Below are 25,825 nucleotides of genomic sequence, written 5' to 3'. Positions count from 1 at the left end.
ATAAAATATGGTTTTCTAGTTATTGAGTTTTAACTTATCTACTGACCGATTAATCAATCAAAATGATTAAACTATGGATAAAAAAGAACAGATCATAGATGTAGCCAAAAGCTTATTTTCAGAAAAGGGGTTTGATAAAACTCCTGTAGCGGAAATTTGTGAAAAAGCGAAGGTATCTCATGGATTACTTTTCCATCATTTCAAAAATAAAAATGGATTGTTAAGAGCAATTTTTGAAAAAACAACGAATCAGGTGGTTGAGATGAACAAATCATTAGATCGAACTTTACGTCCAATCGAGAGATTAAATATTCTTATTGATCAGGCTTTTGATTCAATGGTTCATGATAAGTTATCCTTCAGGTTGTATCTAAATATTATGTTTCAACCTTCTACAAGGTTAGTTTTAGCAGATCTAATTCAAGAGCGGTTTTCTGTTTTATTGGAGCAGACTAAATATTTCTTTGAAGAGTTACCTGCTGAAAAACAGACATTATACAGTTATCAATTTATTTCTGAATTAGATGGTATTGGTATGAATTATATCTACTCTTTTGAAGGCTATCCTTTGAGAGAAATAAAAGCTGAATTCAAAAAAAGATATAACGCTTATATCGAAGAAAATACTTTGTAGTCAGATACTAAAAATAGTAAACCACAAGAGTTCTTGATCTTATCAGTGAACGCTTGTGGTTTTATTTATCCTTTTCTTATAATCCCATCCAGTTCTTTGGTTGTACCAAGATTGAAAACAAATTTTTCATGAAAGCCGACAGGAACCTTAAATAGGTTTTGTAAAGGTATTTCTAATATTGAAGCCCATAGACATCGAATCACACCACCATGAGTCACCAGTAAAACTTTCTTGTAATCTGCAGTTCTTAAGGTAGTGATAAACTCTTCGACTCTATGAAATATATCTCTTAAAGATTCTCCGTTTGGTATTTTTTGATTTACAAAATCGTCCATCCAAGGCTGAAGTTTTTCCTGTGGAATATCTTCCCACTTTTTACCTTCCCAATCTCCATAATCAAATTCCATTAACCGCTTATCCAGTCTTACACCTTCTAGATGAAGTGCCTTTGATAACTTTAGGCATCTACTTAATGGACTACAAAAAATAGCGTCGTAATCTGTATCAAGTTGAATGCTAATTTTACCGACATCATCAACAAAAGTATCGGCTACATCAACATCTAGTTGTCCATAACAAATACCTTTCTGAACAGCAACAGGAGTATGTCGAATTACATGAATTTCCATATTGAGATAAAAGTTAATAGAGACACACATTCTGCAATTTGCTCTACCGCTCCAAGACAATCTCCAGAATATCCATCAATCCATTTTTCGAAGTACTTTTTTGAATAAAGGTAGGTCACAAATAATGGGAGTAGTACAATAAAGAAATGCCATTGACCAAGAAGAAATAAGGGAGTGATACCAAAGAAATATGCACCAATGATTTCTTTCCAGCCATGCTGTTTAGCAATAGGTTTTACTTTGCTGGTAGCATCTTCTCTTGAGTAAACCGAAGTAAAAACGATATTAATAGCTGTTAGCCTTCCTAACGCATGATAGCTTACAAAATACAAGGCGATAACGTATGGAGGTTGGTTTTCTAATGTTGTAAATAATGACAGAAGGGAAGTGTATTTTATCAAAAATAATAGCACTAAAGCAATGGCTCCATAAGCACCCACTCGACTGTCTTTCATAATCTCTAGGATTTTGGTTTTTATCCATCCTCCTCCAAAACCATCCATTACATCTGCCAGTCCATCTTCATGAAAAGCACCTGTAGTCAAAACACCTGCAATTAATGAAAAGACGACAGCGATAGAAGTATCAAAGAGAATAGAGCTTAACCAATAAACACCAAAAGAGATGAGACCAACGATCCACCCTATTAAAGGAAAGTACCGAGTGGCTTTATTGATATAATCGGGATCATAATCAAATTTAATAGGACTCGGTATCCTTGTATAAAACATTAGTGATGTGAAGAATATTCGGATTTCTTCTTTCATAAACGTAGTATTAATTTTCTTTATCGCTTACTCCAGCGCTTTCAAAGCTAGCCATTTCATTTAAGAAATTAACGGCACTTTCAATAATTGGATAAGCAACTGTACATCCTGTTCCTTCGCCTAGTCTCATTCCTAAATTCAGAATAGGAGAGACATTCAATTCATCAAGAAGCACTTTGTGACCACTCTCATTAGATAAATGACAGAAAATAGCATTATGAATAATGGCAGGGTTCATTTTATAGGCTACTAAAAATGTATTTGAGGCAATAAAGCCATCTACCAAGATGATCATATTTTGTTCATATGCTTCAAGCATAGCACCACACATTTGTGCCATTTCAAAACCACCAAAAGTAGCCATTACTTCCTCTGCAGAGTTTATTGGACCATGAAAGTCTTTTGCTTTCTGTAGGATATCAATCTTATTTTTTAATTGTTCATCGTCTACACCTGTTCCTCTTCCAACACATTTTTCTATTGGTAGGTCTAGTAGACTACTCATTATCATGGCGGATGACGACGTGTTTCCAATGCCCATCTCTCCAAAGCCAATGACATTTGAACCCTTCAGAGCCATTTCTTCTACTACAGCTTTTCCATTTTGTAAACAAGCTTCAAACTCTTCTTTACTCATGGCTTTTTCTTCAAGGAAATTTTTTGTTCCCTTGCCAACTTTAGCATTTTTAAGCTGATCGTTTACTTCAAAATCGAAGTTGACTCCAGCGTCTACGATTTTTAGATCGAAGTGGTTTTGTTGGCTAAAAACATTTACTGCTGCACCTCCATTTAAGAAGTTTAGTACCATCTGAAAAGTTACTTCTTGTGGGTAGGCACTTACTCCACTCTTTGCAATACCATGATCTCCAGCAAAGACCACTAATGATGGTTTTGATAATTTAGGGGTTAATGTATTTTGAATTTTTCCGATTTGAAAAGCTAGTTTTTCGAGCATTCCCAAAGCTCCAAGTGGTTTAGTTTTTAAGTCAATTTTTTGTTGAAGTTGTTTTTCAATGTTTTCCATAATCTTCATTGGAGAGAGTTGTTTGTGAATTTTTTACAGGTCAAAGATAGATAATGAATACAATAAAAAATAGGTTTTTGAACACAATAAACCCCTATCAAAATCATACAATATTCTGATAGGGGTTATATGTTTTTCATCAAAAAAGACTATCAGTTGATAGAAAAATATTTGATGTTAAACAGGTCTTGATTGACCTCATTAAATATCCCTTTTTCTCTATGGTAAACTTTTGCGTTGATTGTAATTCCTTCAATAAGCCATTTGTTTATCTTCGGTTTCAACTCAGTTACCTTTTTGTCCAGTAAGTAAGAGATAATTGGAATATGTGTATTCTTTAAAAACACTTTATTTCGCCTTTTTTGTCTGATTACATCATAATAGAACCTTTTCATCCCATTCACTAAAGGCTGATTTTCATGCTGAATTGCATCCAAAATCAACTTATTTGTATTGGACAGGATAAATGTGACTTCTTTGATATTATTGGTTTCAATAACGTCATTGATTTCACTGATAATATCTTTTTCAAAAGAGACAGAATTACCCAAAGATGAATAATAATAATTCTCTTCTTTAAAAGTAGCTTCAATAATTGTTTCTAGATGATCTGTCGGACAGACAAAATATAGATGTTTTTGCATTTTAATTAAGCAACCACTGGGTTGTATGGGAATGATGAATGGTGTAGATCAATTTTCAAGGCACCATCTTTCACTTTATAACCAAAAGTATATTCCACTTTTGCTTCGTTACCCTCTAAATCAGTAAAGAAGTAGTTACCCATAGCAATAGCTCTATTTTCTTCAAGAATGATATCAGAATTCTCGAATCTTACTTTTGTCCAAGGGTTAATTGCAAAACCTTTGTCTTCTGCACAAGCACGATCTTCACCTGCAATAAAATAAGATAAAGCTTCAGCTTTTGTTGGTCTAAATTGCTCTACAGCACATTTTGTAGGTTTGAACAAAACAGGACCAGCTTCAAAAGAGTAAAGCTTATCAAGAAATTCATTGGCGAAAGCTTCACATTCAGCTCTTTGCTCTTTTAGTGAACCGATTTTCACTACTCCTGCTCCCCATTCGTTTTGGGCACTTACTACTTGTTCTTTAGTTACCATTTTAGATTAATTAGATGTTTTTGAGATGATCCATAGCGGACCATTTTTCGCGATAAATATATAAATAAATTTTGTTTTTGCGATGGTGTCGCATTTAAATTATGGAATTATGCATTTATCAACACTAATAACTTCTTTTATTTTATTTTTAAGTCTAATAATTTAATGAACTCATCTCTTAAAGCGATATCATTAAATTTTCCACCATATTCTAAGGTTACAGTTGAACTGGTTTTATCTTTTACTCCTCGAGAAGACACACAAAGGTGTTCAGCATCTACAATAACAATGATATCTTCCGTCTTTAAAGCGTCTTTCAGTTCATTATAAACCTGAAGAGTCATTCTTTCTTGTACTTGAGGACGTTTGCCGTAGTATTCTACTATTCTGTTAATCTTTGATATACCAATGACTTTACCTGAAGAAATATAGCCGATATGTGCTTTTCCGACAATTGGTAAAAAATGGTGTTCACATGCAGAAGAGAAGGTAATATCTTTCTCAATCAGCATTTTATCGTACTGATACTTGTTGTCGAATACTGATAATGAAGGTTTATTTTTAGGGTCTAAGCCAGAGAAAAGTTCTTTTACATACATTTTCGCAAATCGGTAAGGGGTTCCTTTAAGACTATCATCTGATAAATCTAATCCTAAGGTTTCCATAATACCTGCAAAGTAATCTTGAATGATTTCGATCTTTTCTTTGTCTGTTTTTTCAAAAGCATTGGGTAGCATAGGTGTATCTACACTCGTCATGATATGGTTGTCTCCCTCAGCTTCTATTTTTAATTTCTCTTTCTTTTTCATTTACTCCATTCCTTCGATAAATTTCAATTTCTTTTCGTCAATATCATAGCTTCTATAGAAGCATGCTTTTCTATTCTCGCCCTGTTGATCGAATGTATGACAAACGCCACTACCCATCAATTCTACTTGATAGATAATAGCGTCTTGATCACAGTCCACCATAATGTTTTTCATCTGAAGGTAATTGCCAGAAGTTTCTCCCTTGGTCCATAATTCGTTCCGAGAGGTGGACCAAAAAGTGGCTTTTTTACTTTTTAAAGTATAGTTAAAAGCCTCTTCATTGGCGTAACCCAACATAAGTATTTGTCCGGAGTCATACTCCTGTACAATGACGGGTAACAATCCACCTCTCTTCTCAAATTGGAGTTGGGGAATAAGTTTCTCTTCTAATGCAATTTTTGAACTGTCTTGCATTGTAATGTCTTATTGGATATTTAATACAAAAGTTAAATCAAAATCTGGGTCACTAGTTTCAGCAGTAGATGTTTCAGTTTTAAGACCACTAGGTTGGTGCATTAATCTTACTCTGAATTCACCTCTGTTTAAAGCCTCTGAAGTAGTCCAAGTTGTTTGTAAACCTACAGGAAGATCGTTTTCATCTTTATCATCATAGTTGATTGGATCACTAGCATTATCGATGTTACCGTCTCCTGTTGGGTCTGAAAAAGCACCTTCAGTAAATGCATAGAAGAATTGGTGTTCATCATCTTCTTCTAAGATTTCAGCACCGATATCTTCACCATGTTCTTCATGTTCTTCTTCGTCATGATGCTCTTCTTCTTCCTCCTCCTCTTCATGTTCATCATGGTCATGTGCTAATGTGTTTAAGATCTCATAAGTAAGTTTATAAGTCTTATTTGCATCTAATGTAATCTCATCTTTGATTTCAAGAGGTTTTACACCTTCACCATCTTCATCTTGAGCAGAAGCAGTTACTACATCATTAGCATCTTGTGTATTTGTAAAAATTAATTTTACATCTGTGATGGTCTCATGATCATGCTCTTCTGGTGGAATATCTTCACTGTCATCACAACTTGTAAAAGCGAAAGTTGATATTGCAAAAAGTGCAATACTGCTTCTTTTGAAAATGCTTAAAGTTTTCATTTGTTTTTTATTTAGCGTTGAAATTATAATTGATAGAGAAGAGGAAATTTCTTCCCATTTCGTCTGCGAAGTACCTCATGCTGTTGAGGTAATTTCTGTAACGAGTATTAAATACATTATGAACTGCGATGTTGGCAGTAAAATCCTTGATTTTAAATCCATAGGATATATCAAATAAGAAGTATCCTTCTGGTGCATCTTTAAAATCGAATATTTCTGAAGTAGGAGTTATTTCGACTGTTCCATCTATGATATCTTCTGGAGGAACAGTTCTTGGAGCTTGGAATTGTTTGAAAGTAAAACTTGGTCTAAGAGATAAATGAGAAGATTCAACGATCCAAAATGGCTTCAAATTACAATTCAGTTCATAATGTGTTGTAATTGGAGGCTGATTGATGAGAGGTTCATTATCTTCAATATTTTGTGACCATAGGTAGCTAATACCAAATGTGCCCGTTAATGAATTAGACCACTGTCTTTGCCATGTGAAATCGCTTCCTATAAAAACAGCATTTGCCTGATCAAAAATAAATCCTGGCATAGGACCTCTGATAGTCCCTAATACTCCGAAAGGTCTTTCAAATACATAGTTTTGGATGTAATGTGAATAAGCAGTAACCGTATAAGTATTATCACCACTTTGGTGCTTTAGTTCATTAATCCACTTATATCCTTTTTCGGGTTTTACATTACTTTCAGCTAAAGGTTTTACTTCATCGGTATTTATGCTGCCATTTTCATCGAAACCATATCGAAGCATACCATAAGTAATTTTAAATCCATGCTGACCAAAGCTGTAAAGTTCTTCTACATTTGGAGTACGCCATGCTGTACCCAAGTTTGTTCTGAAAGTAGTATTGTCATTGATCTGACGGATGTATCCTAATGATGAAGTGACATTGACAAAACTGTATTCATCTCTAAATACATTTTGATAAATATCTCTACCTCTTACATTGTTGTTTTCATAATCAGCTCGAATACCAATTTCAAAGGTATTTTGATTTCGTTGAAAACTTTCAATGATAAAACCACTCACTCTAGTAGTGTTATAATTAGGAATAAAGGCTGTAGTATTTGTACCAGGGTTGTTGTTGTTATCCTGAGTAAATAACTGAGCTCCAATGATTCCATCTAATTGAAGCCAATTTTTATGATCCCATTCTAATTGATAATCTGAAGTTGTTAAGTCAAGGTCAATAATGGGAAGGTCAGCATTTCTTCTTACATCAAACTCTTTTCTTTTATTGATTTGTCGACCAACTCTAAACGTAAGTTTTTCATCATCTGAAATCCACCAATTTACTTCACCTTTGAGCAGGTGATGTTGAGTTAACTGATTTGGTTCGTTAATATCATAAGAAAAAGGACGCACAATAAGCGGTACATCAGAATTGATGGCCTTAATAAAAGAATCGCCAGTTTCTGCAACTGAAGCTCTTAATAGTGCTAAGTTCTGATCGATAAAACTATAGTATCCTTTAACATCAAAATTCCCGAATTTATATTTTAATCCAGCGTTGAAAGATTTTTCTTCTTTTCCTGTATTCGTTAAAGAGTAATCAGGAGCATGTCTATCACCAATTCTAGTATAACTACCTCCAACATGATAGCTAAGGTTATCAAAACCTTCACTTATTTCTGTATTAAAATTATATCCTTTACCATTGGTTTGATACCCCGTTCCGGCACCAATATGTAGTGGCCGATTAAAATTTAGTGGGTTTGCATCGACTACAATTGCTCCTCCTAATGCCTCAGGGCCATAACGAACACCAGATGCTCCTTTGATCACTGTTACGCTATTCGCTGAAGTAATATCTATTTCAGGGGCATGGTCTGATCCCCAATTCTGGAAGCCGTGTTTTAAGCCATTATTTAATACTAGAACCCTATTTCCGTACAATCCATGGATAACAGGAAGTTGTACATTATTACCTGTAGAAGTAAAAGTGACTCCATCGATATTGGTAATAGCAGAAGCTAATGTTTGGGTTGGGTTAAGGGCGAGTGATTGTCTATCTACTAGATCTTGTGCAATACTAACAGTACCGGTTTTTTCTTCTATATCTGTTACAGTAACCTCATTTAGAGCAACAACATCTGGTTTTAAATAGATTACAGAATTGTTTTTGTGCTCTTTATGCACAGAACAAGTAGCATCACATGTGGTGTTACAATAGCCATTACAAGTAATTTCTAAACAATTGGTGATCTCACATAATCCAGTTAATTGGAACTTGCCCTCATTGTCTGTAAGAGTATAATGCTTAGTTCCTTTAACACTAACAACTACAAAAGGTAATGCTTCTTTTGTTTCAATATCAAGGATTGTTCCTTGCAATTTATAGTCACAATTGCCTGAAGCCTGTGAGAAAACAAGGAGACTTGAAAGTTGAAAGAGAAAAAGAAGAAGTAGCTTTTTCATTAAAAAAGTGTTAGGATGATTTATTAATTGAATCATTTATCAACAAATATTTAAACAAAATTATATATTTGCTATTAAATGCGATAGTGTCGCAAAAATGGAGAATTATTTTATTAAAGACAACAATGTTGTATTTATTGAGGGTGTTAATGACGATTTTTTAATGAAGAAATTTAATTCGAAGAGGGAATACCTTTGTAATTATGGGATTAGGAGTACACCATTTAGAACAGAATTGTTAGAGATTTTTATGGAAAATTCTTATGGTTTAACTCATAAAGATTTGCAACAAAGGATTAAATCAAACCCAGACAAAGCAACAATTTACAGAGCTCTTGATATTTTTTTAGAGAAGGGTGTTATTCATAAAGTGCCTGGGTTTAATAGCGTTTCGAAATATGCGTTAACTCAAGAAGAAGTAAGTTGTCATTCTGAAAATCATGCACATTTTTTATGTAAACGATGTAAGAAAACATTTTGTATGAATGATTTAGCACTCCCGGAGTACACAAATTTTAATGGTTTTAGTATTACTTCGGCAAGGCTAGTACTTGAAGGTATTTGTCCAAGTTGTGCTGAACAAGAAGTAGTTGTAGGTTAATTACATTTATTATTATTGCAACGGTATCGCAATAAATAGATTTTTGATTATTTTTGTCTCTTCATTATTTAAATATTTCAATTTCTATATGAATACATTAAGTCTTAAATCTGATGTTTTAGGTGCTGCGATTAGCTTTTTATGCTTATTACATTGTATTGCTACTCCTCTTTTCTTTTTGGTTGATAGCTGTACAACAAGTGGTTGCTGTGAAGCCTCTCCAGTTTGGTGGAAACAATTTGATATACTTTTTGTATTGATCTCTTTTGTTGCTGTTTATCGTTCAATTAAAATCAGTAGAAGACGAATCATCCAGATATTGTTCAGTATTAGTTGGATTGTGCTTTTAGGCATTGTTATGAATGAGCAATTCCATTGGATGAGTATTCATGAAAATCTTATTTTTGTTCCTACTCTTTCATTAATTGCATTACATTTATACAATAGGAAAGATTGTAAATGTGCAGGAGATACCTGTTGCAGTTAACGCTTACTGATTAAAAGAGACTTTATAGTCTCTCTTTTTTTGCCCAAAATATAATTAATTACATTTCTCCATAAACTCTTTTTTATACGCTCGGCCAATTGGAATAACTTCTTCATTAGAAAGGTGTACTTTATTTTGAGAGATCTTAAGAAGGTGTTCTAAATTGACAATATACGATCGATGAACCTGACAAAATGTGTTGTCCAATTTATGGTTCCATTCTTTTAAAGAGGAGGAAGAAAGGTACTTTTTAGAAGTGGTAAATATTTCAGTATAGTCCACATCAGATTTAATATAGAATATATCTTGATGTTTAATTTTAATGATATCATTTCGTGATTTAATAAAGATCACTTCATTATGACTAGAGTAATTAAGTAAAGACAATGCCTTGTTAATAGATAAAATAAATCGATCATAAGAAAACGGCTTTAACAAATAATCAATCACTCTATATTGATAACTCTCTAATGCATAATCGGAAAAAGCGGTTGTGAGTATCACTACAGGACTATTTTTTAGAGACTTTAAAAATTCAATACCTGATAATTGAGGTAAATTAATGTCCAAAAACATTAAATCAACAGGATGTTCTTCGATAAATTCTTTTGCCTCGATAGCATCGGAGAATGTATTAAGTAATGAAAGTTGATCCGTTTTTTGAATGTAGTTTTTAAGAATCTTTTGAGCTGGAGCCTGATCTTCTACTATAATACATGTAATCATATTTCGATGTGTTTTAAGTTTAATGTTAGTGTGACTTTGAATAAATTGTCGATGGATTCTATGGATAATTCATGTTGGTTCGGATATAGTAAATGCAGACGTTTCTTTACATTCTCTAATCCAATTCCAGAGTGTGTACTTTTAGCAAAATGAGGTAAAAAATTATTAATGCAGGTGAAAGTGAGTAGGCCTTCTTTATTTACTACTATATCAATATCGATAGTAATATTTTTAATCTGACTTTCGTTGCTGTGCTTGAAAGCATTTTCAATAAATACAACCAAGATTAGTGGAGAGATCTTAAAATCACTTGAAAGGATTTCCTCTTTATAATTAACAATACCTCTTTCATGAATTTGTAGTTCATTTAATGCTGTATAGTTTTTTAGATGCATTAATTCTTTAGAAAGCATTACTTCATTCTCCTTGCAATCATACAGCATATATCGAAGCACAGAAGATAGCTCTAATATTATTGAAGGTGTTTTCGGTGATTCTTCTAAAGCATAAGCATACAAATTGTTCAGATGGTTAAAAAGAAAATGCGGGTTGATCTGATATTTTAAAAATTGAAGCTCACTTTCATTCATTAAAGATTTTAATTGCTCAATTTCACTTTGTTTTTTATTAAAGTCCCATACAATCTTAAAAGCAACCATGATAAAAATTAATGGGAGCGTCTCTATTAAGGTAAATAAGATTCCAGGGAAATATTGTCCTCTAGTATCAGGATAATAAATCTGTTCGAGGATAAATTCATCTGTTAGAATCACAAAGCTTATTAGAAAGCTAAGAAAAATAACAAACAATAATGTCTGGTTGCGATAATAAAAATAGGGAAGCAAAAAGTAATTAATAATAATAGCGGCAACTAAGTAATTACCAAAGAAAGCAAATTTATGTATCGAAACAAGAGAGTAAAGTGATACGTTTTGTGTACCGTCTAATGTATACGAAAAATAAATAAAGAGTATTGTAATAATGACTCCTTGATAGGTGATTTCATTATAATTATTCTTTAATTTTTGGAAAGAGAAAGTCATAGCAATCAATACTAAAAGTATAATATACTGAGGTATATCAAATTGTTTGAATGTTGTTAGCGGTAAAAAAAATGTCGTTTACCGATTTCACCTTTGCAACTTACTAATATTTAATAAATTTGTTATTTGTAATTAGTCTAAATAGCAAATACTTTCAATCTTGAACAAAAAATTAACACTCTTTCTTTATTTTATAACTGTTGCTCTAGCTTTTTCTCAAGAAAAGGGTACCGTTATCACTGGTTCTGTAATGAGTGAAAAAGGTCTACCTATTGATAATGTAATTGTAGGTATTGAAGGAAAAAATATTGTCACCTTCTCTGATAAAGATGGATACTTTAGTTTAAAGAAAGTAAAGCAAACAAAGTTCAACCTTATTTTTACTCGTTTAGGCTATAAAAAAATGGTGAAAGCGGTTGATCTTGAAAATCAACCATCTTCTGAATTCAATATCGTTTTAATTGAAGATGTTGTTGCCATCGATGAGGTGGTGATTACTGGAAAATCTAACTCTACTACAGTAGAAGAAAGTGGTTTTGCTGTGCAATCAATAGACTTGGAAGTATTTAAAAACTCCACAATCGATATGAACCAAGTATTGAACAGAACATCGGGAGTTCGTATTCGAGAATCGGGTGGAGTGGGTTCAGATTATAACTTCTCGTTAAATGGTTTATCTGATTACAGGGTCCGATTTTTTGTTGATGATATCCCAACGGATTATTTAGGTGATGCTTATAAATTAAATAACTTTCCTGTTAACCTGATTGATAGGGTTGATGTATACAAAGGTGTAGTGCCCGTCGATTTAGGAGCCGATGCACTTGGTGGTGCTGTTAATATAATTCCTACAGAAACTTTAGATTCATATTTAGATGCTTCTTATAGCTATGGTTCTTTTAATACCCATCGATTAGCAGTAAACAGTCAGTATAGACATGAAAAGTCTGGTTTTACTGTAAGACCCAAACTATTCTATAATTTTAGTAATAACAACTACACCATGTACGACATGGAAGTGTATGTAGATAAAGAATGGAAAACGGTAGATGTAGAGCGTTTTCATGATGACTTTATGTCTTATACTGCAATGTTGGAAGGTGGTTTTACACAAGTAAAGTGGGCTGATGATTTAATTATTGGTCACTCATTTACAAGAACTGAAGATGATGCACAAACGGATTTTTATGGTAATCCAAGAGGAGAGGTAAGGTCCGAGGAAGATAGTCATATAACTACACTTAAGTATAGTAAATCAAATTTATTAGACGATAGAATGTCAGTGAAGTTATTTGCGGTGTACAACACAAGAAACTTTATCAGTATAGATACCACTTCGAATAGGTACAATTGGCTTGGTGAAGTAACAAGAGTCACAAATGATAACTCTGCGGAATTATTCAATCAGAAAACTCTTTATGAGTTTGAGCAGAAAACATTTATATACAGAGGTAATGTTAAATATAAGCTATTTGAAAACCATACAATTAATGCCAATTACATTGGTTACCAAGTAGAAAGACAAGGCGAAAACCGTTTAGGAACCCCTGAGAATGAACCATTCCGTACTCCAAATAAATTAAGGAAAAACATTTTTGGCATATCGTATAATGCTCACTTAATGAGTAATCGATTAAACTTAAATGTGGCATTAAAGAATTACCATTTCTACATGTATACTAGAAATGCAAAGTACCTGAAAGACCACTCTGTAGAAATCGAAGACCTAGAAACCACTAAAAGTGAGATGGGGTATGCGATTAGCGGCCGTTATTTTATACTCCCTCAATTACTCATTAAAAGTTCATTTGAAAGAGGATATAGATTACCAGAACCTGTAGAAGTTTTTGGTGATGGTTTAGCCATTTATGCAAACCCTGAACTTCAGCCAGAAGCAACTTATAACCTTAATTTTGGCTTCAATTATAACCCTAGTTTTGGGAAGAACAAGCTAAAAACGGGTGTTAACTTCTTTAGGAGAGATGTGGATAACTTCACATTTAGAGAATCATTTATTAGAGGTAGTCGGTATGAAAATATCCTAAGTGTTTTGATCTATGGCTATGAATTAGATTTAGAGTGGCAGTGGAACAACAGATTATTTTGGAATGCCAATATCTCTAGACAATATGTTCTAAATAATGAAAAAGTAGATGCTACAGGTGATGAAAGTAGAGTGTACAGAGATCAATTACCTAACACACCTTACCTATTTGGAAATTTGGGTGCTAGTTACAGCTTACTGCCATCAAAGAAAGTGGGTTTACTCCTAAGTTATAACCTGAATTATGTACATGAGTTTTTCTTAGGTTATGAATCTATTGCTCAAGGAGGAGAGAAGAATATTATACCTACTCAATTATTGCATAATGTTGGTATTACCGCTTCAACAAAAGACAATCGCTACAATATAAGTCTAGAATCAAAGAACATTTTTAATGCTTTGGCTTTCGACAATTTTAATATTCAGAAACCAGGAAGAGCCTTTTATATGAAGGTAAGGTACTTCTTGCGATAGAATATACTCAAAAAGAAACTTTCAACTTTCAATTTAAAATACATTTAATTTTTTACTAACATGAAAAATCTAAACAAACTGATTTTTACTTTTTTCTTCTTATCTATTGCCTTAATTGGTTGTGAAACTACCGAAACAGAAGAGGAAATCATCGAGAATGAAGACGAGGAGACAGTCGAGGATGAACTAAGTGCGAGAGTGCTATTAAGTCTTGACTTGGAAGCACAAGGGTTATATCCTTTACATGTTGTGGATGATGCTGAATCTGGTTCTGCGGATATCGAAGAAGCTCAAGAATTAATGAAATCGGATGGAGCTGTTTTAGTCACGAATAAAGATGGTTATACTTATGTAAATGACTACACAGGAGAGACTTTTAAGAAGCTAAAGGTAAATGATGAAGGTGTCCTTGAGGATATGGGGGAAATTCCAAACTTAGGTACTAATGGTAACCCTCTATTTACATTTTTAGATGACAATAGAATTTTATTGACATCGAAGCAATTATGGCCAGTAGATGGTGTATATAGCTACCAAATTATCAACGTTTCGACAATGAGCGAAGAGACTAGTGGTACAATAACATTACCTATTAACGCTGATGCTGATGCAGGATACTCTTATATGTGGGCTAATAATTATGTCTTCTTCGAAGGTAAAGTATATATTCCTTATGTTGAGGCAGGTGAAAGCGATGGTGCTATTTATGACGAAGCTCAAGTAGCTGTATATAATGCAGAAACAATGGAGTATGAAAAGAAAATTACTTCTTCAAAAACAGCGTCAGTTTGTAATGGTTTCAACCCATCTTACGGAGTATCGGAATCAGGTGATTTGTACTTATGTTCATCAAATACGGCTCTTTATGCTGGAAATGAAAGCGTTCCTTCAGGTATTGTAAGAATAAAAACAGGTACTTCTGAATTCGACGATTCATATTTCTTAGATATCACTGAAGCTACAGGTTTCCATACATTAGGTATGCAATATTTAGGTAACAATAAAGCGATTGTTCAAGTATTCAATAGCGATGTTTGGGATAATAGCGATTACTATGTTGAGTATGTGCTTGTTGATTTAGAAACTAAATCAGTAGAGTCTTTAGATATTCCTGCATCAAGAGGTGGGTACTATGGAGCAAGAAGATCAATGGGTCTTTTAGCTAATGGGAAAGGTGTAATACTTACTAACCATGAAGATGGTAATTCTTTATATATCTATGAACCTTCTACAGGAAAAGTATTTGAAGGTTTGAACTACACAGGAGCTGAGGCAATTGTTGGTTTAAAAACATACTAGTTCATTACTATATCAAAAGTGCCAAGGAGTTATTTTCTTGGTGCTTTTTTCTTTATGCAGTTTACGATAAAAAATATCATCGGTAAGTTACACCTTTGGCTAGGGTTAGCCTCTGGAATAATAGTATTTATTATTTCTATTACGGGGTGTATTTATGTTTTTAGTGAAGAGATGAAATCTGTCTTTTATGAAGATAGAAATCAGATCACTTTACCTACTTCAGGTACTGAGCGTCTTCCAATAAGTCAATTAACTCAGATCGCAGAAAAAGCAATTGATAATAAGTATACTTTTCAGAATATAGTAATCCCTAATTTTGAAGGCCATACTGTTAGCTTTATTTTTCAGGATACAGATGAGGATAAATTTTTGTATCCCAACTATATGAAATTTAATAAGACGGTATTTATCAATCCTTACACTGGAGAAGTAGTAAAAGTAGAGAATACCAAATGGGAGTTTTTTAACGTAATTTTTTGGGTACACATCACTTTATTTTTAGGGTATAACCCTGTTAGTCATATTCTGGTGGTTGGTGCTGTATGGATTTTTGTATTCTCTCTCTTGTCGGGACTGTATTTATGGTGGCCGTTTAAGAAAAATCAGCGTAAGCAAAGTTTTTCTTTTCGTTGGACGTCATCAACTAAATGGAGGCGAAAAAACTATGACCTTCATAAAATTCTAGGATTTTACTTTTTACCATTTGCTCTATTAGCAGCTTTAACGGGTTTGCTTTGGGCTTCAGAGGACTTTAATAAAGCTGTAAAATGGGCTGCAAATGCTGGTATTGAGCAAGAAGAAAAACCTCTTAAAGAGCCTACAAAAGGAATTTACTCTTTATCTCCGCTCGACGATATCTTGAAGCAAACTTTAAATGAAATCCCTGAAAGTAAATTTCTTCTGATCAGAAGACACCCCAATGATAAAGTTCCCTATATCGTTAGATCTTATGTGGATGAAGCATTGAATTTTACGAGAATAGAAATGTACTACGATCGAAATTCAGCAGAATTGTTAGGTAGACAAACGTTTAAAGATAAAAATAATGGGGACAAGATTCAGGCTTTAAATTATGATCTACATGTAGGTAGTATTGGTGGTTTACCGACGAAAATAATCATGTTTATTATGAGCCTTACTATGGCGTCTTTGCCCATATCAGGTTTTTTGATTTGGAGAGGAAGAAAGAAAAAGTCCTCCAAAAGAAAGAGCAATAAGAAAAGTTTAGTAACTCATTAAAATAAAAGGGTTTTTGACCAAAATATTCACTTCTCCTTTCAGAAGGTGATCCACATAAGGTTGTTGGACATCTTCTCTAAAAAGAAATTCTTATTGTTCTAATGAATCTATGAAGGAGAAATTAATTATAAGTCTATTGATATTTTGGTCATTTTCACTGTTTGGGCAAGAAAAAATTGACAATAGTAAACCGACAAATCTATATCAAAGGATTAATGCAGTAGCTGAATTTAATGATTCAGGAACCTATGGTACAAGGTTGATTTTTAATGGTGTACCCAAGGATAATATCTTATATAGTATTGAGTTGCCATTATTATATAAAGAAGGAGTAGAAGGTCAAAAGGGAAAGTTTGGCGTAGGGAATATACGAGCTAGATTCTTCCATGTTACCCATAAAAATTACGCTAAAACTTTAGGGGCCTTTGGTTATTCTGTAGATGTATTTGTTCCTGGACAAGAAGGTATTGGTGATAATAATCTAATGATTTCTCCCGGGATATTAGTGGGTGTGATAGCAACAGAAAAAGTACAATTTTTTCCAATCATATCTTATCAATATAGATCCAATATTAATACAGGTGCGGTGCAACACGGTGCAAGTTTTCAGGTGATTACTCCTGTTAAGTTTAATGACAACTGTTTTATTCGATTTACTCCAATTTGGCAAATGCCAGATTTCAGAAGCTCAAGTATTTCGATGGCTTTTGAAACACAGTTTAATTACTTTATTTCTCCAAAAGTACAACTACAGCTTTTCCATCTTGGTCATGAAAAGTTCGGAAATACTTTTAGAATAGGCACTACGATATTTTTATAGAAAAGAGCCCCGAACCTTAGTTGGATACGGGGCTAAATGTGTTATTTTTCTAAATCTTCTCTGTTCCATTTTGATGTATTGGCAGCAGCTTCATAAGTACTTTGTAAGAAAGTGAGTAATACTTTGTCAGGTTCAGAAGACTTCTGCACATCTTCATATTTTAAGAAAAATTCTCCCATCTCAGCACTCCAGAAAGCTTCTTCAGGAGCTACCTTTTGACTTCCAAAGAGTGCATCACTAGGGTAAGCATAGGCGTAAAATGCGGGATAGGGGAAATCTTTAGACCCTGGCCAAAAACCAGCACTACTTACTTCTTTCGAGTAAGCTTCTTGCATTACATCCAATGGCATATTTGGCATTCCTCCTTGATGTAATGGTGCGTTGTTTCCTGAAAAACGAGTAACAGCCAAATCAAATGCTCCCCAAAAAAGGTGAACGGGACTAGCTTTGCCAATAAAATCACTTCGGAATGTATTAAAGACCTCATTTGCTTTTAACATAGCTTTCCAGATAGCTTGAGCAGCGTCTTTATCATAAGCCTTATTAGTAGTGTTTTCTGCAAAAGGAATGGCAGGTTCGATTTCATTGGGCTTTGCATGGATCTTTACATGAATTTTTAACTCTGCTAATTTTTCAAAAAGCTCTTGATAAAAATCTGCAACAGTTCTTGGATAAAGCTCCATGGTGACACTACCTGCATTCGAACACTCAATAGATAGTTGATGTTTCTTAAAATCAAAATCGATCTGAAATACTCTACCATCATAAGGAATAGGATTGGTTGTGAACCCTTTTGGGCTGACATATAACGGGACATGCCAAGAGTGATTTTGCCATGGCATTGTTTTCAAACGTATCTTTCCTACGATCTGAATCCATTGATGAAGTGTAGCTAAAGTATCTTCAATCTCATCGAAATTTAGCACAGGCCATCCGTTGTTTTGGGTACTCATAAAATGGGTTTTTAGGTGGAGGAATGTTTTGAATGATTACATAGGATTATTCTTCATAAATATCGAACTCTGCTGAAATAGATTTCATTAGTTCTGCATCTTCAAAGTCTGCATCACTTAGTTTAGATAGCTTTTCTAGGTATTGATCGAACTGACCATTTTTAAAGATGGTCAACATTTTTCCACCGTCTACACATTTTGCAGCATGCCATACATGAGGAGGGACAGTAATAGTATCTCCTGCTTTAGCTACTACCGTTTCATCATCAAAAATAAGTTCTACTTCTCCTTCGAGAATATAGAATACTTCAGTCATGATTTTGTGATGATGCCTCGCCAAATAAAAACCAGGCTTAAGGGTATCCTCTACAAAGCAAAGTTCACCATTGGTTTTGAGAGAGGAAAGCTTTATAAAACAATGGTCTTGTGAATAGTTGTAGTTTTCACCATCTCCTTGTCGGATGACTTCTTTTTCTTTCATTTTAAAATAGTTGTTTAATGAGTTGATGTACTAATAATACCATTAAAATTATTCAACTGAAAGAAAACAAACACCCATCCTAACAAAGTGTAATATTTTGTTGGAAACATGAAAGGTCAGGCAAATTTGAACTGATTTACCTGACCTTTTTATGATAAAATACTTCTTCTATTTTTATTCTGCGAGCATATTGATAAATACAAATTGTCCGCCCTCATCACCTACATTATGCAGTGTGCCAAACTGTGGAGCATTTTCGCTATTATTGGCAACAGCATCATTAAAGCTATAAAACAGTTTAGAGGCTGTAAGATACTTTTGCTTATTCTGCTGAAGGTTTTTCAATAAGTATTTTGCAAAAACACTTTCATCAGGAACAGTTTTCAGTGTACCACTTGTCATACCTTTTCTACTTCTTTTCTCATAGTAGTTGGTAATAGATCTTTCTGCATCAGCAAAAGCACTTCTGGAAGGTTTAAAAATACTTCCACCAAAACAAGAATCAGAAATTAAAAGAATATGTTTAGCATCAATACCTTTCAATTTTGTACTTAAGTTGGCGTTCGCTAACCAGTTGGAATCATCACCCGCAACAGCATCTGATGGTAACCAATATCCCTCTTTTACCTTCTGATCATAGTAACCATGTCCTGCATAAAAAATGACCACATTATCATCATGTTTTACATGTTCTCTTAAGGTATTGAGTGACTTAAGTACTTCCGAACGAGTAGGGTCTTCTAAGAAGATAATATTCTGAAGTTTAAAGCCATATTTTTGAACAAGGATGTCCTTGAAATTATTGGCATCTCTTAGTGGAAACTGTAGGTCTTTTACAGAGTTGTCTTTGTAATTTTGTACTCCAATAATTAGTGCATGATATGTTCCGGCTTTTTGTTGCTGATTATTATTTACTGGGTTTGTAATCACCAATGCTCGAGTATCTTTCTTAGGTTGTTGATAGGCTACTTGTTGCTTTGGTGCAGTAGTAGCAGTAGGTTGATACGTCTGTAACTTGTTAGCATTAATACTGGTTACTTTAATGTAATCAATACTAATAGAAGTTCCTTCTGCATAGAACCCAGTGATATCTTGATCTTCAGCTAACGGTTCGTAAGGAAAAGAATATACGTGATTTTGATTGATAAAAAGATGGTACCAATCACCGACTTTTCTCACCATTAAATCATTGTAATCATCTTCATACAATAGATCAGAATAAGTCCAATCTACTAAATAACTTTCTATACCATTTTGCATCTGTTGGATACAGTAATACCCACTCTGTGTAAAACTAATCGCATATCCTTTTTGCCCGTCTGAAGACATTCCCCATATTAAGCCATTTCCATGGTCTTTTTGGTAATCTTCATGTTGAATACTTGTTTCAATTTCGAAGTCTTTTAGATAAGGATAACCGAAACCAGATTTGATTTCTACGACAGATTCATCACCGTCATAAGAGGTAAGTCGGTAAGTACTATTTTTGATTTTACTTTCCCTAACATCGTCTTCTAGGTATTTTACAATCGTCCATTCATTGTGGTTATCATCAAATTCATCGATAAAACTGATCTCTTTTGCATAATGAGGTACAGCATCGAATTTTCTGAAATCTTGAGCAACAATTACTTGGGTAGCCAGTAATAAAGAAAGTAGAAGAGTAATAAGTTTCATTGTCTGGAGTTACAGTTAGATACGAAAGTTTTATTTGATGTTACAAAGTTACAGGAATAAAATGTAAAGTGATAATTCTCAAATTTTTCAAGAGTGAATTGATTAAGGATAACCTCACTGATTTTACGAAAAGTAGTTTCCTCGCCTGTTTAATCATGATTGTTAAGTAATCTGAAAATTGACTTCTAAATATTTGTATTTTTTTTTAAATAAATATAATTTACACCATTATATTAAAATTGATTCTTTAACAAAACATACATCTATTCAACCTTTAATTTCCATTTTTTAAACTCATATATTTTCTTGGAACTTAAGGCGTTGACTATAAACACTTCCACTAAATGAAAAAAATATCTTTAGGAAGAGCTCCAGATAATACACTCATACTATCAAACTCTAAAATATCTTCCAAACATTGTGAAATTCATGACGATGGAAATGATTATTTAATATATGATTGTGACAGTACGAATGGTACTTATATCAATGGACATTTAGTAAGAACGTCAATTATTGAAAAAACAGATAGACTAGTATTAGCAGACTATGAAATCGATTTACAGAAAGTATTAAGGGCGTTTGACTATTTGAAAGAAGGAGATAAAATTCCTTACCCAGAATTGAGCAATCATATTGCAGAAAAAGAAAGTAATGCATCGATCAAAGATAAATTTTTGGAATTGGAAAATGTATATGACGATTACATTGCCAAGAAGAAAAAGATCATGTTGGTAGACGCAACGAAGAAAACTGGTATACGAGCGGGCTTAGCCTTTATCCCTGTAGTAGGCCCTGCACTTGGCATCTTATCTTCGAATGTTGGAGGTAATGTTCAACAGAAAATTATGGATTTAGACGAAGAGCATAAGAAAAACTATGTATGCCCTAAATGCTATAAGTTTTTTGGTAATGAACCCTTCGAAAATTTAAAGAAAAGAGGCTTCTGTTTTGCCTGTAAGACAAAATGGTTAGAACAATAACGATAAAGTAAACATAACTGATTAGTATCATGGAAGATCAAAAAAAAGAAAAGATTAATTCTTTGATTAATGATGGCTTAAAGGAACCCTTACCCACAAAAAGTACTACTTCATTAAAGCATGATTTAAATCCCAAACTAAAAGAATTAAAGCAATATTCTAAAAAAGCAGCAAAACCTGCAGGCAACATTGCATTAGGAAGTGCTGCAGTTATTGGTGGGGTATTGGGAGCTGAGAAAGTTTCAGATTTGTTATCTGATGATAGTGCTCAAAATGATAATACCGATGAACCGGTAGAACCAGTAGCTCAACCCGATTATAACTGGCAAGAAGCACCAGTTGCACAATCGGTGAATGACGACATGACATTTTCGGAAGCCTTCTCATCAGCTAGAGAAGAGTTAGGGGCCGGTGGTGTTTTCTATTGGAATGGATCTCCTTACCATACTTTTACTGAAGAAGAGTATGATCCTACTACTGGTGAAGTAACTGTTGATGTGGAAGAAGCTGAAGTTGTAGCCATCGAGGCAGATGATTTTGAAGAAAATTATACTGAGGAGGATGCTGTAGAAGAAGATGGTAATACATCTGATATAGTTTATGCCTCGGTAGATAATCATGATGATGATCCTACCAATGATGAAACATATACATCAACAGATACAACAGAAGAAGATTTTGGTTATGAAAATCCAGAGGATTACGCTTAATCTCTCATAAAGCTTTAAAAATGAAATTTAAATGTAATAACTGTAAGGTTTTGGTTTCTGTAAAAAACGAGGCCTTTCAGAAGAAAAATCAACTTAAGATTAAGTGTCCAAAATGTTCAACGATTAATGTGGTGAAATTTACCCCACCTCCTCAAGAAATTGAGAAAACTGTTGTACATGAGACAAATAATACGTTTAGCACTTTTAATCAAGTCAACGAAGCACCTCAAAATACTCCAGAGAAAAATGGAGAAAAAGCGGTAGGTTGGTTAATAGTTCATACTGAAGATAAAGAACATCTTTCATTTCCTTTATTCTTAGGAATTAATAAAGTGGGACGTAAATCGGAACAAAATATTCCTGAAGTACCATTAGAAGGAGATAAATATGTAAGTCGTATTCATTGCTACTTAGAAATTATAAGGAGAGGTAATGCCACTCAAATAATCTTGGCAGATAATGGAAGATTTAGCGGTGGAAGATGCAGTACCAATGGTACTTATGTCAATGGGAATGAAAAAAGGCTAAACGAAAAAATGGAAGTGATCATTCAGGAAAATGATACCATCCAAATTGGACGGACAAAGCTTGTATTTAAAGGTATTTCCAATCAAGATGTACACACTGTGATTGATGAAGTAGCTAATTCAGATTTCCAGAAAACAATAATTCAATAGACATCATGTCATTCCAAAAATTAAATATCTTTACTCCATTAGGACTACATGAATTAGGCAAAAGAAAAAATAATGAAGATTATCTTTACCCAACGTTAGATGATGTATCATTAGATAATCGAGTTTTTCTTGTTTGTGATGGAGTTGGTGGTCATGAAAGAGGAGAAGTAGCTAGTGAAATAGTTGCAAAATCTTTCGCTGAATTAATTCTTAAAAATTACTCCGAAGGTGCGGACGAAGAAGGTGTTGCCATTGTTTTTGAAAAGGTTCAAGGGTTAATAGATAAATATCTAGAAGAAAACCCTGAAGCAAAAGGAATGGGAACTACTATGACATTTCTTCAACTGCATAAAAAAGGAGCAACCGTAGCACATTGCGGAGACAGCCGAGTGTATCTTATTCGTAACGGAAAAATTATTTGGAAAACAAATGATCATTCGTATGTGAATGAGTTGCTACAGAGAGGCTTAATTACAGAAGAGGAAGCCATTGACCACCCCAAAAAGAATGTGATATCAAGAGCTGTAATGGGCAAATCCATGAAAGAAGTAGTTCCTGATGTTGCATTATTCAATGATCTAGAACCATATGATGTTTTCTTTATGTGTTCAGATGGAATCTTAGAAAGTATGACAGACAATGGTCTTGAATATCTTTTTTCTTCTCAAATGACTGATTTGGAGAGAATACAAAAGATAAAAGAAACTTGTGCTGAAACATCAAAAGATAATCATACTTGCTTTCTAATTCGGTTAAATGAAGTAGAAAAAGAAGAAGAGGTTTCTGATGAATCTTATGAAGGCAAAGGGTTGCTTTCTAGATTATTCGAACGAATTTTTTAACACCAAAACACTTTAAACTATGAAAAAATCAACAAAGAAAAGTTCAGAGTATTATGATTTGAATAATGATGGGTACACTGAAACAAGAGTATCTGACACCAATAATGATGGGCAACATGATACGGTCTCTATAGACACCAATGGTGACGGTTACGAGGATAAAGTAGGGTATGATACAGATGGTGACGGGAATATTGATGTAATAAAAACAGATACAGACCATGATGGTATTTATGATGCCGCTGTTGTTGATACGAATAAAGATGGTTCTGCTGATGAATATTATACAGATGAAGATGGAGATGGTTATATAGATACAGTTCAATCAGATACAAACCATGATGGTGTCGTAGATACAGTAGCATATGACACCAACGGTGATGGTACTGTAGATACAAAAACAGAAGATGTTGATCAGGATGGTCATATTGATATTGTTTCGTTAGATACAGATGGTGATGGAGTCTTAGATACCGTAGCTTATGATACAAATGGTGATGGTTATGTTGATGTTGTAACTCATGATACAGATAATGATGGTCAAGCGGATATAGCAGAAGTAGACGTGAATCATGATGGAACCTTTGATTATGCTAATGTAGATACAGACGGAGATGGCGATGCTGATATCACTTATTACGATACAGATGATGACGGTGATTATGATAGTTACGCATAGATAAAAAAACATAATGATCAAAAAAGGCTTCCTATAAAAATAGGAAGCCTTTTTTGATCTCATTCAATATTTAGAAGCACATTGAAAACCCTTTCTTTTGAGCTTTCTTTATTGTGTTTTCATCCCAAGAATTGAATTTATCACATTTATAAACTCTGTATTTACCACAGTTACCTAAATAACTCCATTTAGTGGCAGCAGACGATTTAATTAATTTGATCGCTTTTTCTTCTGATTCTTCGCCAGCCCAAAGGTTTTGCATTGGGCCAATACCAAACCAATACCCTTTGTCATTCTGCCAAGTAACCATATAATACTTTCCATCATCATACGCAGATAACATTGTTTCTGCATCCTTTAATGGCTGATCTATAGTATTAAATGAGGGTAAAGAAAGAAGGGTAAAGAGTGTTAAGATAGATGCTATAATAAGCTTTTTCATAGTTTAAATTAATTGAAGTGGTCGTTAAGTTTGTTGATTAAAAACTCTTTATCTAAATCTACAGCGATAATTTTACCTTCTGTATTTAGTAAGAAGTTTTTAGGAAGTTCTTCGATCTGATATAGTTCAACAATATCGGACTTCTTATATTTCATGTCTGAAACATGAATCCATTTTTCAGTTTTGTCGCTTTCGATTGCTTTTATCCATGAGTCCTTGTCATTTTCAACACCAAAAGCAACAACTTTGAAATTGTCCTTTGCAAACTTTTTGTAAGCCTTATTAAGTTCTGTGACTTGCTCTCTACTTTTTGGATTCCACGATGCCCAGAAAACAACTAATGTAAAAGAACCTTGAGCTTGATCTAACTCAAAGTCATTGCCATTCACTCTTTGTGCTACAAAATGAGGAGCAGTTTCACCTATATCTAATTTTACTACTGTTTCTTCTGGCGCTGCAGGAGTTTCAGTAACTGTAGCTGTTCCAAAATCACCTACACCATACCCAATATAGAAGTCATCTACAGTAACTGTATTCTTACTTCCTACTTTAAAGCCGATTTTTGGACCAAAGAAAGGTAAAGCTTTAGTGCTTTTCCAGATTTTATCATTGACTAAAAAATGTACAGAGTCACCTTGGTGGATAATAGAAAGTTTGTTTTGATTGTAGGCATTGAATCCTGATAATTTAGTCGGAGCAATGACCATAGAACCTTTACCTTTTATCAGTTTTCTTACTGATAAACTACCATTACCATTGAAGCCGTACTCGTAAGATCCATCTTTTGTATACCCAAACTTGATAGAGTTGAATGCATTCGTATTTGCACTTTCGTTGAGTGTTAACTTTGCCTCTATGGTATAGTCTTCTTTATAATTGAATTTTACATCACGTAATGCTAGAAACGATCTGTTTCCTTTTGAGGTAATTTGGTAAACACCATTTTTTACTGTTGCATCAGCAACATCATTACTTGCTTCAAGCCATTGATTGGAGTTGGATGAAAAACTATCAGAAAAAACAACCTTATCTTGGGCTGTTACAACACTGATAGGGGTAAGAGCAAGGCTTGCAATTAATAGCGCCTTGTTAAAAAAATTGTTCATAGTGTATTAAATTATTAAAGTTTG

Annotated in this window: 28 protein-coding genes; 12 read left to right on the top strand and 16 right to left on the bottom strand. The window is 33.7% G+C overall.

Features of this window, described 5'->3' with window-relative positions:
• Positions 1-73: 73 nt before the first annotated feature.
• Positions 74-634: a TetR/AcrR family transcriptional regulator gene (locus tag HGP29_RS24915; RefSeq protein WP_168885179.1), complete on the top strand. Its 561-nt coding sequence runs from the start codon at positions 74-76 to the stop codon at positions 632-634.
• Positions 635-699: 65 nt separating this feature from the next.
• On the opposite strand, the gene HGP29_RS24910 is transcribed toward HGP29_RS24915, so the two are convergent.
• The 9 genes from HGP29_RS24910 to HGP29_RS24870 form a co-directional block, all read right to left on the bottom strand.
• Complete coding sequence (locus HGP29_RS24910) at positions 700-1,263, bottom strand: histidine phosphatase family protein (protein WP_168885178.1); 564 nt, start codon at positions 1,261-1,263, stop codon at positions 700-702.
• Positions 1,248-2,030: an adenosylcobinamide-GDP ribazoletransferase gene (cobS, locus tag HGP29_RS24905; protein ID WP_168885177.1), complete on the bottom strand. Its 783-nt coding sequence runs from the start codon at positions 2,028-2,030 to the stop codon at positions 1,248-1,250. Before cobS ends, HGP29_RS24910 begins: the two co-directional genes overlap by 16 nt.
• A 10-nt stretch (positions 2,031-2,040) precedes the next feature.
• Positions 2,041-3,054, bottom strand: coding sequence for a nicotinate-nucleotide--dimethylbenzimidazole phosphoribosyltransferase (gene cobT / locus HGP29_RS24900; protein WP_168885176.1), 1,014 nt, complete (start codon positions 3,052-3,054; stop codon positions 2,041-2,043).
• 152 nt (positions 3,055-3,206) lie between these two features.
• Complete coding sequence (locus tag HGP29_RS24895) at positions 3,207-3,698, bottom strand: hypothetical protein (RefSeq protein ID WP_168885175.1); 492 nt, start codon at positions 3,696-3,698, stop codon at positions 3,207-3,209.
• Positions 3,699-3,703: 5 nt separating this feature from the next.
• Positions 3,704-4,174: a hypothetical protein gene (locus tag HGP29_RS24890; protein ID WP_168885174.1), complete on the bottom strand. Its 471-nt coding sequence runs from the start codon at positions 4,172-4,174 to the stop codon at positions 3,704-3,706.
• Positions 4,175-4,311: 137 nt separating this feature from the next.
• Positions 4,312-4,983: a GTP cyclohydrolase I FolE gene (gene folE / locus HGP29_RS24885; protein WP_168885173.1), complete on the bottom strand. Its 672-nt coding sequence runs from the start codon at positions 4,981-4,983 to the stop codon at positions 4,312-4,314.
• Positions 4,984-5,397, bottom strand: coding sequence for a phosphoribosyl-AMP cyclohydrolase (gene hisI, locus HGP29_RS24880; RefSeq protein ID WP_168885172.1), 414 nt, complete (start codon positions 5,395-5,397; stop codon positions 4,984-4,986).
• 9 nt (positions 5,398-5,406) lie between these two features.
• Positions 5,407-6,090, bottom strand: a complete 684-nt coding sequence (locus HGP29_RS24875) for a hypothetical protein (protein WP_211093412.1) — start codon at positions 6,088-6,090, stop codon at positions 5,407-5,409.
• A gap of 7 nt (positions 6,091-6,097) precedes the next feature.
• Positions 6,098-8,518 (bottom strand): TonB-dependent receptor, encoded by a 2,421-nt coding sequence (locus HGP29_RS24870; protein WP_168885171.1) that lies wholly within the window; start codon positions 8,516-8,518, stop codon positions 6,098-6,100.
• Positions 8,519-8,615: 97 nt separating this feature from the next.
• Here HGP29_RS24870 and HGP29_RS24865 point away from each other — a divergent pair, with 97 nt between their 5' ends.
• Together HGP29_RS24865 and HGP29_RS24860 are read left to right on the top strand one after the other, a co-directional pair.
• Positions 8,616-9,119 carry a Fur family transcriptional regulator gene (locus HGP29_RS24865; RefSeq protein WP_168885170.1) on the top strand — a complete coding sequence of 168 codons (504 nt, stop codon included), beginning with the start codon at positions 8,616-8,618 and terminating at the stop codon, positions 9,117-9,119.
• Between the two features lie 88 nt (positions 9,120-9,207).
• Positions 9,208-9,606, top strand: a complete 399-nt coding sequence (locus tag HGP29_RS24860) for a MerC domain-containing protein (protein ID WP_168885169.1) — start codon at positions 9,208-9,210, stop codon at positions 9,604-9,606.
• Between the two features lie 54 nt (positions 9,607-9,660).
• Here HGP29_RS24860 and HGP29_RS24855 read toward each other — a convergent pair whose 3' ends face one another.
• On the bottom strand, positions 9,661-10,332 hold the full coding sequence (locus tag HGP29_RS24855; protein ID WP_168885168.1) for a LytR/AlgR family response regulator transcription factor: 672 nt from the start codon (positions 10,330-10,332) through the stop codon (positions 9,661-9,663).
• Positions 10,329-11,375 (bottom strand): sensor histidine kinase, encoded by a 1,047-nt coding sequence (locus HGP29_RS24850; protein ID WP_168885167.1) that lies wholly within the window; start codon positions 11,373-11,375, stop codon positions 10,329-10,331. The genes HGP29_RS24855 and HGP29_RS24850 overlap by 4 nt, the downstream gene beginning before the upstream one ends.
• Before the next feature lie 160 nt (positions 11,376-11,535).
• Here HGP29_RS24850 and HGP29_RS24845 point away from each other — a divergent pair, with 160 nt between their 5' ends.
• From HGP29_RS24845 to HGP29_RS24830, 4 genes are all read left to right on the top strand, one after another.
• Positions 11,536-13,893 carry a TonB-dependent receptor gene (locus tag HGP29_RS24845; RefSeq protein WP_168885166.1) on the top strand — a complete coding sequence of 786 codons (2,358 nt, stop codon included), beginning with the start codon at positions 11,536-11,538 and terminating at the stop codon, positions 13,891-13,893.
• Positions 13,894-13,953: 60 nt separating this feature from the next.
• Positions 13,954-15,192, top strand: a complete 1,239-nt coding sequence (locus tag HGP29_RS24840) for a DUF4374 domain-containing protein (protein ID WP_168885165.1) — start codon at positions 13,954-13,956, stop codon at positions 15,190-15,192.
• A 54-nt stretch (positions 15,193-15,246) separates the two neighbouring features.
• Positions 15,247-16,431, top strand: coding sequence for a PepSY-associated TM helix domain-containing protein (locus tag HGP29_RS24835; RefSeq protein ID WP_168885164.1), 1,185 nt, complete (start codon positions 15,247-15,249; stop codon positions 16,429-16,431).
• A gap of 109 nt (positions 16,432-16,540) precedes the next feature.
• A complete protein-coding gene (locus HGP29_RS24830) occupies positions 16,541-17,251 on the top strand; it encodes a hypothetical protein (protein ID WP_168885163.1) in 711 nt (236 codons plus the stop codon).
• Between the two features lie 41 nt (positions 17,252-17,292).
• On the opposite strand, the gene HGP29_RS24825 is transcribed toward HGP29_RS24830, so the two are convergent.
• The 3 genes from HGP29_RS24825 to HGP29_RS24815 all read right to left on the bottom strand — a co-directional run bounded on the left by HGP29_RS24825 (position 17,293) and on the right by HGP29_RS24815 (position 20,362).
• Positions 17,293-18,204 carry a DUF5996 family protein gene (locus HGP29_RS24825; protein WP_168885162.1) on the bottom strand — a complete coding sequence of 304 codons (912 nt, stop codon included), beginning with the start codon at positions 18,202-18,204 and terminating at the stop codon, positions 17,293-17,295.
• Positions 18,205-18,250: 46 nt separating this feature from the next.
• Complete coding sequence (locus tag HGP29_RS24820; RefSeq protein WP_168885161.1) at positions 18,251-18,685, bottom strand: cupin domain-containing protein; 435 nt, start codon at positions 18,683-18,685, stop codon at positions 18,251-18,253.
• Between the two features lie 174 nt (positions 18,686-18,859).
• A complete protein-coding gene (locus HGP29_RS24815) occupies positions 18,860-20,362 on the bottom strand; it encodes a caspase family protein (protein ID WP_168885160.1) in 1,503 nt (500 codons plus the stop codon).
• 344 nt (positions 20,363-20,706) lie between these two features.
• Between HGP29_RS24815 and HGP29_RS24810 the strand changes: the two genes are divergently transcribed.
• The 5 genes from HGP29_RS24810 to HGP29_RS28790 are packed head-to-tail and all read left to right on the top strand — an operon-like array spanning position 20,707 to position 24,253.
• On the top strand, positions 20,707-21,345 hold the full coding sequence (locus tag HGP29_RS24810) for an FHA domain-containing protein (RefSeq protein WP_168885159.1): 639 nt from the start codon (positions 20,707-20,709) through the stop codon (positions 21,343-21,345).
• 29 nt (positions 21,346-21,374) lie between these two features.
• Entirely contained in the window at positions 21,375-22,055 is a 681-nt protein-coding gene (locus HGP29_RS24805) for a hypothetical protein (protein ID WP_168885158.1), read from the top strand.
• Positions 22,056-22,075: 20 nt separating this feature from the next.
• Complete coding sequence (locus tag HGP29_RS24800) at positions 22,076-22,732, top strand: FHA domain-containing protein (RefSeq protein WP_168885157.1); 657 nt, start codon at positions 22,076-22,078, stop codon at positions 22,730-22,732.
• A 5-nt stretch (positions 22,733-22,737) separates the two neighbouring features.
• Positions 22,738-23,574, top strand: coding sequence for a PP2C family protein-serine/threonine phosphatase (locus HGP29_RS24795; RefSeq protein ID WP_168885156.1), 837 nt, complete (start codon positions 22,738-22,740; stop codon positions 23,572-23,574).
• Between the two features lie 19 nt (positions 23,575-23,593).
• On the top strand, positions 23,594-24,253 hold the full coding sequence (locus HGP29_RS28790) for a hypothetical protein (protein WP_211093411.1): 660 nt from the start codon (positions 23,594-23,596) through the stop codon (positions 24,251-24,253).
• A 70-nt stretch (positions 24,254-24,323) separates the two neighbouring features.
• On the opposite strand, the gene HGP29_RS24785 is transcribed toward HGP29_RS28790, so the two are convergent.
• Entirely contained in the window at positions 24,324-24,695 is a 372-nt protein-coding gene (locus tag HGP29_RS24785; RefSeq protein ID WP_168885155.1) for a hypothetical protein, read from the bottom strand.
• Positions 24,696-24,703: 8 nt separating this feature from the next.
• Positions 24,704-25,801, bottom strand: a complete 1,098-nt coding sequence (locus HGP29_RS24780; RefSeq protein WP_168885154.1) for a peroxiredoxin family protein — start codon at positions 25,799-25,801, stop codon at positions 24,704-24,706.
• Between the last annotated feature and the right edge of the window lie 24 nt (positions 25,802-25,825).

It is taken from the genome of Flammeovirga agarivorans (assembly GCF_012641475.1).
Lineage (GTDB): Bacteria > Bacteroidota > Bacteroidia > Cytophagales > Flammeovirgaceae > Flammeovirga > Flammeovirga agarivorans.
This window is presented reverse-complemented; position numbering and strand designations above follow the sequence as displayed.

Excerpts from the sequence above, each read along its gene's own strand:
- HGP29_RS24910 (WP_168885178.1), bottom strand. The coding sequence starts at position 1,263 with ATGGAAATTCATGTAATTCGACATACTCCTGTTGCTGTTCAGAAAGGT.
- HGP29_RS24875 (WP_211093412.1), bottom strand. The coding sequence starts at position 6,090 with ATGAAAACTTTAAGCATTTTCAAAAGAAGCAGTATTGCACTTTTTGCA.
- HGP29_RS24795 (WP_168885156.1), top strand. The coding sequence starts at position 22,738 with ATGTCATTCCAAAAATTAAATATCTTTACTCCATTAGGACTACATGAA.
- HGP29_RS24895 (WP_168885175.1), bottom strand. The coding sequence starts at position 3,698 with ATGCAAAAACATCTATATTTTGTCTGTCCGACAGATCATCTAGAAACA.
- HGP29_RS24830 (WP_168885163.1), top strand. The coding sequence starts at position 16,541 with ATGAAGGAGAAATTAATTATAAGTCTATTGATATTTTGGTCATTTTCA.
- HGP29_RS24810 (WP_168885159.1), top strand. The coding sequence starts at position 20,707 with ATGAAAAAAATATCTTTAGGAAGAGCTCCAGATAATACACTCATACTA.
- HGP29_RS24785 (WP_168885155.1), bottom strand. The coding sequence starts at position 24,695 with ATGAAAAAGCTTATTATAGCATCTATCTTAACACTCTTTACCCTTCTT.
- HGP29_RS24915 (WP_168885179.1), top strand. The coding sequence starts at position 74 with ATGGATAAAAAAGAACAGATCATAGATGTAGCCAAAAGCTTATTTTCA.
- HGP29_RS24835 (WP_168885164.1), top strand. The coding sequence starts at position 15,247 with ATGCAGTTTACGATAAAAAATATCATCGGTAAGTTACACCTTTGGCTA.
- HGP29_RS24805 (WP_168885158.1), top strand. The coding sequence starts at position 21,375 with ATGGAAGATCAAAAAAAAGAAAAGATTAATTCTTTGATTAATGATGGC.
- HGP29_RS24870 (WP_168885171.1), bottom strand. The coding sequence starts at position 8,518 with ATGAAAAAGCTACTTCTTCTTTTTCTCTTTCAACTTTCAAGTCTCCTT.
- HGP29_RS24815 (WP_168885160.1), bottom strand. The coding sequence starts at position 20,362 with ATGAAACTTATTACTCTTCTACTTTCTTTATTACTGGCTACCCAAGTA.
- HGP29_RS28790 (WP_211093411.1), top strand. The coding sequence starts at position 23,594 with ATGAAAAAATCAACAAAGAAAAGTTCAGAGTATTATGATTTGAATAAT.
- cobS (WP_168885177.1), bottom strand. The coding sequence starts at position 2,030 with ATGAAAGAAGAAATCCGAATATTCTTCACATCACTAATGTTTTATACA.
- folE (WP_168885173.1), bottom strand. The coding sequence starts at position 4,983 with ATGAAAAAGAAAGAGAAATTAAAAATAGAAGCTGAGGGAGACAACCAT.
- hisI (WP_168885172.1), bottom strand. The coding sequence starts at position 5,397 with ATGCAAGACAGTTCAAAAATTGCATTAGAAGAGAAACTTATTCCCCAA.
- HGP29_RS24825 (WP_168885162.1), bottom strand. The coding sequence starts at position 18,204 with ATGAGTACCCAAAACAACGGATGGCCTGTGCTAAATTTCGATGAGATT.
- HGP29_RS24855 (WP_168885168.1), bottom strand. The coding sequence starts at position 10,332 with ATGATTACATGTATTATAGTAGAAGATCAGGCTCCAGCTCAAAAGATT.
- HGP29_RS24840 (WP_168885165.1), top strand. The coding sequence starts at position 13,954 with ATGAAAAATCTAAACAAACTGATTTTTACTTTTTTCTTCTTATCTATT.
- HGP29_RS24800 (WP_168885157.1), top strand. The coding sequence starts at position 22,076 with ATGAAATTTAAATGTAATAACTGTAAGGTTTTGGTTTCTGTAAAAAAC.
- HGP29_RS24860 (WP_168885169.1), top strand. The coding sequence starts at position 9,208 with ATGAATACATTAAGTCTTAAATCTGATGTTTTAGGTGCTGCGATTAGC.
- HGP29_RS24865 (WP_168885170.1), top strand. The coding sequence starts at position 8,616 with ATGGAGAATTATTTTATTAAAGACAACAATGTTGTATTTATTGAGGGT.
- HGP29_RS24850 (WP_168885167.1), bottom strand. The coding sequence starts at position 11,375 with ATGACTTTCTCTTTCCAAAAATTAAAGAATAATTATAATGAAATCACC.
- HGP29_RS24890 (WP_168885174.1), bottom strand. The coding sequence starts at position 4,174 with ATGGTAACTAAAGAACAAGTAGTAAGTGCCCAAAACGAATGGGGAGCA.
- HGP29_RS24780 (WP_168885154.1), bottom strand. The coding sequence starts at position 25,801 with ATGAACAATTTTTTTAACAAGGCGCTATTAATTGCAAGCCTTGCTCTT.
- HGP29_RS24820 (WP_168885161.1), bottom strand. The coding sequence starts at position 18,685 with ATGAAAGAAAAAGAAGTCATCCGACAAGGAGATGGTGAAAACTACAAC.
- cobT (WP_168885176.1), bottom strand. The coding sequence starts at position 3,054 with ATGGAAAACATTGAAAAACAACTTCAACAAAAAATTGACTTAAAAACT.